Source organism: Labilibacter marinus (assembly GCF_001659685.2).
Taxonomy (GTDB): Bacteria; Bacteroidota; Bacteroidia; order Bacteroidales; family Marinilabiliaceae; genus Saccharicrinis; species Saccharicrinis marinus.
Genome location: NZ_LXYE02000044.1, coordinates 134,812 through 146,641 on the forward strand (window position 1 = coordinate 134,812; position 11,830 = coordinate 146,641).

10 protein-coding genes are annotated in these 11,830 nt (G+C 35.4%); 1 reads left to right on the forward strand and 9 read right to left on the reverse strand.

Annotation, left to right across the window (positions count from 1 at the left end; genetic code table 11):
* Positions 1-190: 190 nt before the first annotated feature.
* The 3 genes from A8L32_RS18190 to A8L32_RS18200 form a co-directional block, all read right to left on the reverse strand.
* Positions 191-1,540, reverse strand: coding sequence for a Gfo/Idh/MocA family oxidoreductase (locus tag A8L32_RS18190; RefSeq protein ID WP_066632440.1), 1,350 nt, complete (start codon positions 1,538-1,540; stop codon positions 191-193).
* A complete protein-coding gene (locus A8L32_RS18195; RefSeq protein ID WP_075591127.1) occupies positions 1,537-3,210 on the reverse strand; it encodes a DUF6807 family protein in 1,674 nt (557 codons plus the stop codon). The genes A8L32_RS18190 and A8L32_RS18195 overlap by 4 nt, the downstream gene beginning before the upstream one ends.
* A gap of 305 nt (positions 3,211-3,515) precedes the next feature.
* The gene (locus A8L32_RS18200; protein ID WP_198931811.1) at positions 3,516-4,364 is read right to left on the reverse strand and encodes a sugar phosphate isomerase/epimerase family protein; all 849 of its coding nucleotides are present in this window, start codon (positions 4,362-4,364) and stop codon (positions 3,516-3,518) included.
* A 1,105-nt stretch (positions 4,365-5,469) separates the two neighbouring features.
* Here A8L32_RS18200 and A8L32_RS18205 point away from each other — a divergent pair.
* Positions 5,470-6,474 (forward strand): AraC family transcriptional regulator, encoded by a 1,005-nt coding sequence (locus A8L32_RS18205; protein ID WP_066632444.1) that lies wholly within the window; start codon positions 5,470-5,472, stop codon positions 6,472-6,474.
* Positions 6,475-6,516: 42 nt separating this feature from the next.
* Here A8L32_RS18205 and A8L32_RS18210 read toward each other — a convergent pair whose 3' ends face one another.
* The 6 genes from A8L32_RS18210 to A8L32_RS18235 form a co-directional block, all read right to left on the reverse strand.
* Entirely contained in the window at positions 6,517-7,080 is a 564-nt protein-coding gene (locus A8L32_RS18210) for a hypothetical protein (protein ID WP_075591128.1), read from the reverse strand.
* 235 nt (positions 7,081-7,315) lie between these two features.
* On the reverse strand, positions 7,316-7,798 hold the full coding sequence (locus A8L32_RS18215) for a hypothetical protein (protein ID WP_066632448.1): 483 nt from the start codon (positions 7,796-7,798) through the stop codon (positions 7,316-7,318).
* Between the two features lie 190 nt (positions 7,799-7,988).
* Positions 7,989-8,435 (reverse strand): acetyltransferase, encoded by a 447-nt coding sequence (locus tag A8L32_RS18220; protein WP_198931812.1) that lies wholly within the window; start codon positions 8,433-8,435, stop codon positions 7,989-7,991.
* A 286-nt stretch (positions 8,436-8,721) separates the two neighbouring features.
* The gene (locus A8L32_RS18225) at positions 8,722-9,648 is read right to left on the reverse strand and encodes a carboxypeptidase-like regulatory domain-containing protein (RefSeq protein WP_075591129.1); all 927 of its coding nucleotides are present in this window, start codon (positions 9,646-9,648) and stop codon (positions 8,722-8,724) included.
* Between the two features lie 243 nt (positions 9,649-9,891).
* Positions 9,892-10,848 (reverse strand): Fic family protein, encoded by a 957-nt coding sequence (locus A8L32_RS18230; protein ID WP_066632455.1) that lies wholly within the window; start codon positions 10,846-10,848, stop codon positions 9,892-9,894.
* A gap of 265 nt (positions 10,849-11,113) precedes the next feature.
* Entirely contained in the window at positions 11,114-11,737 is a 624-nt protein-coding gene (locus tag A8L32_RS18235; protein WP_075591130.1) for a DUF4240 domain-containing protein, read from the reverse strand.
* Positions 11,738-11,830 lie beyond the last annotated feature (93 nt).

Sequence of the window (11,830 nt, forward strand, 5' to 3'; positions counted from 1 at the left end):
AAAAGAGTTCCTTTGCGGTTTCAATACTCAGGGTAATTGCATTTAGCAGTTAAAAACCACCTCCCACTCATTCTTCGTGGTACTCCTCTTTGAAAAGAAGGAGAGTTTGATTTACATGACTTTTAATAATTTAAGATACAAACTCGCTTGAATACTGCACTGAATTTGTAGATCTGTTAAACTTTTAGTCTTAAACTGTATACGGACTGCGCATATCTCTATTAAACATTTCATTGGCATTTGAAGCACCCGAAACAATGCCTGTTTGCGGATTCCAAGTTATTTTGCTTTCTGTACGGATAGCAATATTACCCATATGACTAATGGTATCCGACATAATAGCCTCATCTAAGGGACACGTTTCTGGCATTTTACCCCTGATTACATCTACAAAGTCCTGACCTATACTGGATCCACTTTGTTTGATTCTGGCAGTTTTACCATTTTCACTAAACTGATCAAAAGCTTTCTGAAGTTCTGGAATATTCGATTCTGCTGAGTTTCTACCTATCGAAACCCATCCTTTACTTCCATGAAAAGTAGTTCCATTACCATCTTCAACCTTACGCTCACTCTTCATTCCATTTTTACCAGCCACATCAGCACTTACAAAATGAAGTTTTAACCCAGATTCGTATTCAATATTTAAATCCCACGATTTTACTGTATCATAAAGTCCTCCATCATATATTGTACCCTTGCCGTCGCATGTATACCTTCCTTTAACCTGATCTTTTATAGCCCACACCATCTGATCTAAAGGATGAGCACCCCAACCAGCAATAAAACCTAAAGCATAATTATATTGAAACCAAGCTCCTTGCGGCGTAACTCTATCTGCGCAATAAGGTAACAATTTAGCTGGTCCAGTCCATAAATCGTAATCTAAACCTTCAGGAACTGGAGCTGCCAAAAATTCCGGAGATTTCCCTCCTCTACCTGCACACCAGGCATCCACCTTATGAATCTCACCTATTCTACCTTCTTTAATAAACTGATTAGCTAATTTAAGATGCGCCATAGAACGTTGCTGCGTTCCGTAATGAAACTTCACATCATTGTCTTTACACTCTTTTTCAAGGATTTTATAGTTCTCGTAACTCAAACCCAATGGCTTGGCTACCATTATGTGCTTACCTGCTCTGGCCGCTTTAATGGCAATAGGCACATGCCAATGGTCTGGAGTATGAATCTGAACCGCATCTATATCTTTTCGTTCCAGTAATTCTTCAAAATCTCTGTAAGCTTTTGCTTGAGGAGCTGCAATTTCTTTTTCTTTATAAGTTCTGTCAATCCATTGCGCTCTGCCTACACGTCTATCCTTAAACGGATCGCAGGTTGCCACATTTAAGGCATCTGGTATGGGCATAAACCAATTACGTAAGGCCACGGACCCCATATTACCTACACCAATATGGCCAATTAATATTTTATCGTTGGCTCCTTTTACACACGACGAAATAATGGTAGGTGCTACCATTGCTCCACCCGCAACAACTGCCGATTTCTTTAAAAAGCTTCTTCTTGATAGATTCTTCATTTTTTTGCTGATTTATAATTTTTCCAAACTGCCGTTAACTTCTCTTGATTATATCCTTCCGGACTCACTAATAATCGATACTTTAATGTTAGTTTCTCTCCTTTTTTCAGTGTTAATTTAGAGTCAAAAATAAAGGCTGGACTATAGTAATAAAAGGGATGTTTAGTTGAATTCTCCACATACCATTTGTTCGGGAATCGAGGATTATCCGGATGGTCAAAAATGGTCATTGAAACATCTTCTCCCTTTAAGTTCTTTGCTTGAAAAGTCATGTATTCTGATGCTGTTCCATGCAAATTGTCAGATACTCCTTTAGCATTAAATACCTTTGCATCCCATAAGTTTTTGTTTAATCGTGCCGAAATCCCAGCGTATCCTCCAAACTTTTTCCCGTTTTCTTCGCCTGGCACAGGAGTTCTTTCCAACACCACCTCATCTGCCACCGCTTCAAATTCCGACGACCAGTCTATATAATAACTTCCATCTTTATTCGGAGGAGATACAAACACACTGCGTTGCTCCTTTAAAACCTCGCTTTCTCCTGGAGGATGATACGATAATTCCAACTTTATACTTGCTTCATTGTTTTTGCTTAGCTCGTAGTTTACAGTCTTTAACTCCGTAGCTCCTTTGGATATTCCTGTTTTGCGATCTTCTTCCCAATAATTAACACCATTGATGTATTTAAATGAAAACCATACGGCTCTGTGCCACGGATGGTCTTTTGGTCGCAACCAGGTAAGATTAGTTCCTCCTACAGTTGATAAAGGATGAAAGTAAGGTTTACCCTCAGCTTTATTAAAGTTATACTGCCAAACAAGTTGCCTATTGTTGTATAAGGTCAACGAGGTTTCTTCCTTTTTCCACTTCAACTTTTTCTTAGCTTCATTGCCAGCCTTGCTTAGTTCCTGTGGAATCTTCTGTGTAACTTTTCCTGTTGCAGTCCATTCCGAACCTCGCTGAAGCAAAGTACGAAAGCCTATATTTTGCATGCTTTTAACATCGTGCCCCAGCACTAAAAAGAAAGTTCTTCCTTTTCCATATTTACTTTCGAACAGAACAGGCTCCATCTTATCTAGACCTTTATTCCATTTGGGCGCTAAAGCTTCACCAATTACTTTGCAGGTATTAAAGTTTTGCATGTTAATCCACAACTCATCTTTGGTCCAGAAATTACTCATTCCATTAGTAATGGGATGCTCAAACTTATCTACCACCACCTCAAAGTCATGCTGCTTGCCATGCCTGGTTCCTTTACCCCAGGTAGCACCTGCCATCTGTTGAAACTCTGGCCAGTCGTAGTTTGTGCTTGAACCAGCATGAACAAAAACAAAACCTCCTCCATTATTTACAAAATCAAGTACTGCCTTTTGGGTCTCTTCACTCCAGTTTCCATCTGTTTTAGGAAAAAGATTCCAGTTACTCAACACCACTTGGTAATTGCTCAACATCTCAGCATTCATCTTCTCGGGCTCTTCCGTAAGCGAAACATTAAAAAGGTCTGTCTCTTCTAGTATGGACTTTATTTCTGGTGTGGTTTCCTGCCAGTTGTGGTTATTGCTGCCACTTAAAATAAGTACGTTAATCTTTTTCGTGGCCAGGCACAAAAGCGAAACTTGTAGCACAAGAAATACAAATAACCATCTCCTTATTATTAAACTTATCTTCATCCTTAATCCGTCTTCTTTCTTCCTATAATTTCCGATGCAAAGTTTATTGATATACATCATTAAGTTGGTGATGCATCGGTAATATTCAAAATCTTTATTCCCAGAATTAAAACCCTGGGCTAGTATATTATTGCCGCTGCCGCACGAATCTTTCGTGTGGCATTTATAAATATCACACGAAAGATTCGTGCGATAGCATATTGGCTTCGCTTACTGCCCCAGCATTAAAATACAGGGCTACAATATCAGCCGTCCTTATACGGACTTTAATTGCCAACTGTTGACTGAATACTGTTGACTGCAAACTACTCCGCCCCTAAAGCTTTAAGATACTCAAAACTTTTCAGCACTGCTTCTTCTCCTGCAATCTCCAGAGTTGTATAACCATCAAAACCTGTTTTTACCAAGGCTTCGTAAATCGCTTTTATATCAATGACTCCATCGCCCAAAGCAATTAACGACATACCACAACCAAACTCTTTACCTCGTTTTTCCAACATCTCTTCCGGAAGGTCTTTCCAATGTACATGTTCAATTTTATCTCCTAACTTCTCAATCATTTCCAAAGGTTCTCCACCTCCTAACCAAAGGTTTCCTGTATCCAGGTTGATTCCCAAGGCATCCGAGTTACACTTGGTCATTACTTCGCCCATTAAATCTACCGAATCTGAAATATGTCCGTGAGGTTCCATCAGAATCTTCACTCCATAATCTTCAGCAAACTTCAATGGCTCGTACAGCTTTTCTGCAATAGAAAAAATAGCTTCTGATGTGGTCAGTGATTGTCCAAACGGTGTTTTTGCATCGCCCTCAGAAGTTACTACATGTTTAACACCAATGGCTGCAGCTAACTTTACGGCTTTAATAATTTGAGCCGTTCCATATCTGGAAGGGGAAGTAGGATCCAACAAGTTGGCATGTGCACAAACACTTGATAATGCCAAACCTTTGCTATCAAACATTCTTTTTATATCAAAAGGGTTGGCATCTAAACTGGCCAAGGCCGTAAATCCGTACTCTGCTCCTAAACAAGCGCCATCAGAGTTGTCGGTTAAATCGGCACTGCTAAAACCCATTTCTTTTATTTGATCCAATTGTGCATCCAATGTGCTAAACGGACTTATTAATGCAAAACATCCTACTTTTATTGACATGATTAACTGTTTTAAGGGTTATATAGTCTTTGCAAGAAAACTCAAACTACTACGTTATGCTTGCCAGAAAAATACTCATTTACACAAGTTAAACTCCGTTTTTTCTAGCTTCACAAGCCTTGTATTTTGAGCCTTCTTATCAAAGACTTAAAAATTATACACTTTTCTTGCTGCCGCTATATAATTGTAACTTCCTGTACTGAAACTCTCCTGTCGTCCGCTGCCGCACGAATCTTTCGTGTGGCTTTTATCTTTATCATACGAAAGATTCGTACGATAGCATTAGGTACTGTTATTGATACTTATCTTACTGTAAACACTTTCTCTTTTAAATCCATAACCATATTTTGCTCAAGCCGCAAAGGCTTTTCCTTTTTTCTACAGGAAAAAAAGGAAACAAAAATCCCGCCGCTGGCATGAAAATGCTAAAAACGACTACTCTTCGCGAAAAGAAAAGAACTCGCTTTGCTCAAACAGCTTTTCTTTTATTCGCTACGATTACTCTTTTTCTTAACGTATTTTAATGCAAGGCGGTACCATTAGCTCACTAAAGCTGCCTCGCCCGCTGCCGCACGAATTTTTCGTGTGGCTTTTATCTTTATCATACGAAAGATTCGTGCGATAGCATTGGGTACTGTTATTGATACTTATCTTACTGTAAACACTTTCTATTTTAAATCCATAACCATACTTTGCTCAAGCCGCAAGGGCTTTTACTTTCTTCCTTCAGTCGAAGAAAGTAAATAAAGAAGTCCGCCGATTGCACCACTCGCTTACCCACTACTTCATTTATTTTGAGACGGAAAGAACTCCCTTCGGTCAGACAGCTTTCTGCCTTTTCAAAATAAACAAAAGCGGGTCCCAAGCTACGTTGCTGAAATCGGTGAATTAACTTGAAGCTTGCTATAAACTAGATACCGCCGCTGCCGCACGAATCTTTCGTGTGGCTTTTGTCATTATCACACGAAAGATTCGTGCGATAGCATTGGCCTTTCCTCTTTATTTCAATCATAGATTATTCACGATTTCAAAAATAGGTTTTACATTCTCATTTATATTTCATTATTTCACAGTGTTAAATATTCATAGTCATAAAACACTATTAATGAGAACTGATATAAGCTACATTGCTTTAGATGGTGGAATTTACAACCCCGATTCTTGCACTCCTTTAGAGAGAGCCTGGATAAATGACGAGATAGAATTAACTACTCTTGCCAGAGGAACATATCCGGGACGAACTTTAATAGACGCAGAGCTTAGCCAGGTAAAAAGCATTGGGTACTGGGATGCCAAAACGATACAAAACTGGGGACTGGATTATCATAGAAATGAAGGGATTGAAATCTGCCTGCTGGAGTCTGGTTCTTTGGAGTTTAACTTAAATACTAACACCTACCAACTATACCCCAACACGCTAACTATAACGCGCCCATGGATTCCGCATAAATTGGGCAATCCGAACATAAGCCCAAGTAAGCTACATTGGCTTATAATCGACCTGGGTGTTCGACAGCCACACCAAACATGGCAATGGCCCGATTGGATTATTTTAAGAAAAGAGGATTTGGATCAGCTGACTGATATACTTCGCCGCAATGAACAGCCTGTGTGGAAAGTAGGCTCCACTATCAAGGATTGTTTTGCTCAAATTGGTCACCTTATAAAAAGCAATAACAAGTTTATTGATTCTAAGATTAAGGTTTTAATCAATGAGTTATTGATATCCTTGCTTGAACTTTTTACTGTTGAAAAACCTGAGTTAAATGATTCGCTTATCAAGAGCAAACGTAGTGTGGAGATATTTCTGGACAACCTTGAAGAACTAGTTCATGAGGATTGGACCTTAAGCGATATGGCTGAATATTGCGGACTTGGCACCACCCAGTTTTCTAAATACTGCCAGCAAATTACCAATGCTACACCCACAAATTATTTAAACCAGTTGCGAATAAAGAAAGCGCATAAACTTATTACCTCCGAAAAAGATAAATCAATAACAGAAATTGCCTACGATTGTGGTTTTTCATCGAACCAGTACTTTACGCAGATATTTAAAAAGCATTATAAAGTTTCGCCGCAAAGGTATAGGGAAAGTTACAATGGATGATAGCTTGCTTTAGTGCTTACATATAATATATAACGACAATACTTATTTTAAATCAATATGTTGTTTATTAATAATCGCATTTTCCAGTTGTAATGGTCCTAGATATGGTGATTCTCCCCAATATTGTACTTGAACAATACCTATACCTGGTGCTAACCAAACAAACATACCATAATCAATTAATTCTATATTGTGGAAACTATAGAGTAAACAACTATCTATCTTAGAATTGCCAACCTCTACTACTTCTTTTCTACTGATTAGTGTAACATAACCTACTCCATACTTCCATGTTTTATTCTCAATAGGTGCTAAATCAAATAACATTTCCTCCTTACTATCTTCTTTATCTTCCTTAATATAAACTCGTCCATCCTCCTTCCTGTAATATGAAAAGGTACCATAATCATTCTCAAACTTATAATACTCAATTCCATCAACTTCTGTTAAATCAATAATTGTTTTTTTTCCTTCTACCTCAAAAGTCCATTGGTTTCCAATCGCAAGAGGGAAGTAATCATCACTTAGTTCAATTCTTTGCTCTTCCTCTTTATGGCAGGATAATAATGCCATTAGTATCATACTAACAAACAACAGCTTTTTCATATTCTTTGGGTTTTAATGATTTATTATCAAGATGCTCCAATTATAAAAAGGTTGCGTTAAATCAACACTAACAGTCTTAAGAAGAAAATAAGTAAAATAATCTATTACAAAAAAAGGGAGACTTTCGCCTCCCTTTAAATATATAATTAGTCAAACGATATCGTAAACCAATACAAGCTGATATCTTTAAAACATCACGAACTCCGCATGATGTATTCCAGATTGTTACGCTTAGCTACTTAACTAACTCAAAATCGAACAAAACTATCGCTTCAAAAGTCAATGAAACTGCTGCAGATGTAAAAGAAGTCACATTTTTAGAACTTGATGTTCCTACCGAACTAAATTTATTGTCTTTGTCAATAGTTTTGTACTTAAAGGTAAAATCATATCCTAAATTACTCTTTATAATTAATGATATTGTTTCAGCTCCACAACAACTAATTTCACTAAACTTAAAAACAATTGCTTCGGTCGATAAATTGTCAAGGTTTACATTATTAAATGCAGTATTATAGTCTAATACCCCTGTAATTTTTGAATTGTATAGAAATTTGTGATTATTCAAATTCTTTCCCTCAATTGTTGAGCCAACTACAACAGAATTTCCAAAAGGAATAATTATTTCATTATCTGATATTTTCAAAACGGGTTTCTGACTAAATGCCGTTAACATTGATAAACTGATTAATGCTAATGTTAAAAAAAATGATTTCATTGAATTTGTTTTTTAGGTTAATAATTTGGTTTACTATGTATTAATTAAGCACAACGACCTACATACGCGGAGTGCGGGATTTCAAAGCTCCATCCTATCAAAGCGTTAAACATTTTAATAAATGGTATAAGGTTAAAATTTATCGTATCTCCCGGCATTACGTATATTTTTGTTAGCGTTTCGTATTTTCTTATTCCTCTAGCTTCATATGTAAAATTGGATAAGGTTTTCCTGATGAATCTAATTCTGAACGTTCATATGTTCTAAATCCAAATTTCTCATAAAATCCAACAGCCTGTTTATTATCTTCATTCACGTCAACTTTTGTAACTTTCTGTTCTTTGATTGAATATTCTAAAAGTACTTTCCCTATACCATTCCCTCTTACTGTTGGATGTATGAATAGCATTTCAAGATTACCATCAGCAACGCCACTAAAACCTACTATTTCTTCTTTTTCATTTCTGACACATCTCAAATCAACTGCATCAAGGTATGTGTTTAAAATCAAGGGTTTGAAATATTCAATATCCTCCTCTTTTAAAAAATCATGAGTTGCTCTAACGGAGACTTCCCAAACCTCTACAACTTCCTGATATTCTTCTTTCTTTATTTTATCAATTTTTATATTCGTCATTATTACTTCTCTTATTTTCAACTAAATATTGGTAAAATATGCCGTCTTCGTCTGCAATTATTTATCTTTGCCTGTTTAGTTCTACTAATGTTGCACAACATGACTTATGTAAGTGGAGTGTGGGATTGAGAGTTATGAACTTTCAATTTTGCACGGAGTCAATTCGTTTATTCAATATTACTAATTATCCGTCAATCGTCAAAGACGAATTGGCGGTGTTGCAACAAAGAACTGCGGTTGAATTAACCACTGAAACCCACATTACATTTTATTAGGTGCTGAGTTTTCATTTTTCTTGGGCTAAAGTTAAATACATTACTGGATGAATTTTATTACTTGATGTTGAATTTGGTCTCCATTTTTCTCCAACCAATTTTCTCCAATATATAGTTTTGTCCTTTTTTGATGTTATTCCCAAAGTCGCTCCATATGCTTTAAGTTTAAAAGAGTTGTCTTTTCCTTTTTTACTTTTACGTTTCATTATTTTTGTATAATGATAGCTATCATCATCATTAAGCCACTCTATTCCAACAAATAAACCGTTCTCAGGTAGAATAATTTGATGACTGCTTAAGTCTACAGTTGCAAATTCTCCTCCTCTTGAGTTTTGAATAATTACGTTTTCTTTTAATAAATCTACGTCTGGTTGAATAGAATCTTTTTTAACCGAATAGATTCTAACCCTTAACGGAGCGGATGGATAACCTACCGTGTCAATAAATACATTTAAATGAGAAACGAAACACTTCTCTTTTTCTTTATTTGGAATATAAATTGCTCTTTGTAATCCAGGCATACCATAATTCCACCAACCTTTTCTATTGGGTTTTAATATTCCGTATTTTAACAATTTATACTTCTGAGATGTTACTTTAACCTCTGTAATTGAGTATGTTTTTGGTTGAAGACTTAAAACCACTTCTTCGTCAAGTTTATTTTCATTTACCTGTAAAGAGTCATTGATAAACCCCAATGCTGAAAAATGAATTTTACATTTTAAGTCTTTTTCATTAATTGTCAACTTAAAATTTCCCAAACTATCCGTAATTGTTCCTTTTTTGTTTTGAGGAATTACAATCGTTGCATAAGGTATTGCGTGGTTTGTTTTCAAATCAATTACTTTTCCTTTTAATTCTCTGTCCTGAGCAAAAATGTTTTGTGAGAAGATTAAACAAAAAAATAGAAGAGTCGATATTATTATTTCAATTTTCATTGGCATGTTTTTTAAAACTACTTGATTCAATTGCCAAATTCACACCAACGGCTAGTATAAGAAACGTAAGTGATTTCGAAGCATTTACCTGTCAATTTATACTGAGCCAAATTTGCGATTAGACACAAATTTAAAGTTGCAAACAAAACCGTCAAATCGCAGATTTGGCGGAGCTGATTAAATGTGCAAATATTCCCTAAACCACTGAGCCACTTATGTTTTTTATACATTAGGCTTTGTTTTTTATTTATATATATACTTGGTAGTATTTTTATCACCAAATTTCTCAATCAACTCGTTTTCAACTGCATATTTCAAATCGCGACTAGCTGTAGCTGATGATATCTCTCTAAAATTTTTCAAATACTCTTTGCGTGTAAAAAAGTCTTCTTTTACGATGGATTTAAATAGACTTAATCGGTCTATGTTTGTTAAACTAACATTCTGAATATTTAATAATTCCTCTAGTGATTCTAGCACAATCTCCAGCATAAATTCGATAAACACTGTTGATTCTCCTGAATTATCCGACTTTCCTAGTGATTCATAATATTGTTCTTGTCGTTCTTTTATTAAAGTCTCTATTGGTAGAAATTCAAATACAGGATAAGCATCTTTTAAAATCAAAGTCTGCCATAACCGTCCCATTCTTCCATTTCCATCAATGAATGGATGAATAAACTCCATTTCATAATGAAAAACACAACTTTTAATTAAAACTAAATCATCATCATTTTTTAGATATGCAAATAAATCATTCATAAGGGGTTTAAGCATATCACTAGACGGAGCTATATGAGTTACCTCAGAACCTTTTACTATTCCTACCGATTTACTCCTTAATCTACCTGCTGAATCAATAAGTCCACTCATAAGAATCCCATGAGCTTCACAGAAGGAGTCAAAACTATATGGGTTTAATTTATCAAGATAGTCGTAAACAGCAATTGCATTTTTCACTTCTAAAATGTCCTTTTTAGGACCAATTACTCGTTTATTTTCAACAATTGCGGTTATTTGCTCAATTGTCAGTGTATTACCTTCAATTTCAAGCGATGAGTGAATTGCTTTAATCCTATTCTTTTTTCTTAATTCAGTTGGAGGCTTACTCAAGTGCGCAGAATTAACCTCTCCAATCTTTTCTGAAATCGAAGCAACTAGTTTTAATACTTTTCCAGTTATACTATATGGAGGTTTCATAAACTACAATTTTGATAGTATCATTTGATAGTATCAAAGATAGATGTTATTAATCGTTTCGCAAGCAATTTTCTAATCTGCAGTTTGTATTTAAATAAAGCCTAACGTTAACTGGATGAAGCGTAAGGGAGGAAAAACGAACCGAATTCCCAAATCACAACAGAGCCAAATTTTCGGGACGAAAATTACCTTAAACTTAGCCCCTCAAAACTTCTAAATAAACACTGACCCTTATGCTTTATTCCAGATTGTTGGCATTTCGTTATTAATATTTGTCTGTAAGCATTGGAAACTTCTCTTTAAAATTTTTAGGGTTAATATAGTCTCCTGTCATTTTATATGAACCAAAATCATAGTCCACATCAAATGATAAATCACGAGGGCATTTAAGTTTTGATTCTTTTCCATTTTTCCTAAAGAACGCATCATCTGCAACATACATCAATCCTTCTCCCCAAATATCGATTTCCTGAGGTAATAGTTTAGATAAATTATCTGTTTCAATAAGTGCAGTTCTATAAAATTCATTGCCATTGGAAATAATCCAAAACCTAAAATAAATAAACATATCGGTCGACATATATTTACCGTCAATTATTTGGTATAAAGACTTAATATTATAATCCCAAAGCTTAATTACTTTTTCACGCAACACCCTTTCAAATCCAATTATTTGGTCATTACTACATTCTGAAAGACTTGTAGTCAAAAACTCCATTTGTTTTTCAAAGTCTTGCGGATATTTCCTTTTTGAATCATCTATTAATTCCCAAAATTCATTTTCCGAAATCTTGAGACTGTCCGCAAAACTTCTTGGAGATTCCTCAAATTCCATATCTGCCAATTTTTCATAACCCAATTCTTGCGATTTAATAAACTTATAATTCACAATTTTAAACCCTATAAAAATGACGAGAAGAATTATTCCTAAAATTATTAGTATGTATTTCATGCTATGCTAGTATAATGAATGCCAACGGCT

Excerpts from the sequence above, each read along its gene's own strand:
- A8L32_RS18190 (WP_066632440.1), bottom strand. The coding sequence starts at position 1,540 with ATGAAGAATCTATCAAGAAGAAGCTTTTTAAAGAAATCGGCAGTTGTT.
- A8L32_RS18195 (WP_075591127.1), bottom strand. The coding sequence starts at position 3,210 with ATGAAGATAAGTTTAATAATAAGGAGATGGTTATTTGTATTTCTTGTG.
- A8L32_RS18200 (WP_198931811.1), bottom strand. The coding sequence starts at position 4,364 with ATGTCAATAAAAGTAGGATGTTTTGCATTAATAAGTCCGTTTAGCACA.
- A8L32_RS18205 (WP_066632444.1), top strand. The coding sequence starts at position 5,470 with ATGAGAACTGATATAAGCTACATTGCTTTAGATGGTGGAATTTACAAC.
- A8L32_RS18210 (WP_075591128.1), bottom strand. The coding sequence starts at position 7,080 with ATGAAAAAGCTGTTGTTTGTTAGTATGATACTAATGGCATTATTATCC.
- A8L32_RS18215 (WP_066632448.1), bottom strand. The coding sequence starts at position 7,798 with ATGAAATCATTTTTTTTAACATTAGCATTAATCAGTTTATCAATGTTA.
- A8L32_RS18220 (WP_198931812.1), bottom strand. The coding sequence starts at position 8,435 with ATGACGAATATAAAAATTGATAAAATAAAGAAAGAAGAATATCAGGAA.
- A8L32_RS18225 (WP_075591129.1), bottom strand. The coding sequence starts at position 9,648 with ATGAAAATTGAAATAATAATATCGACTCTTCTATTTTTTTGTTTAATC.
- A8L32_RS18230 (WP_066632455.1), bottom strand. The coding sequence starts at position 10,848 with ATGAAACCTCCATATAGTATAACTGGAAAAGTATTAAAACTAGTTGCT.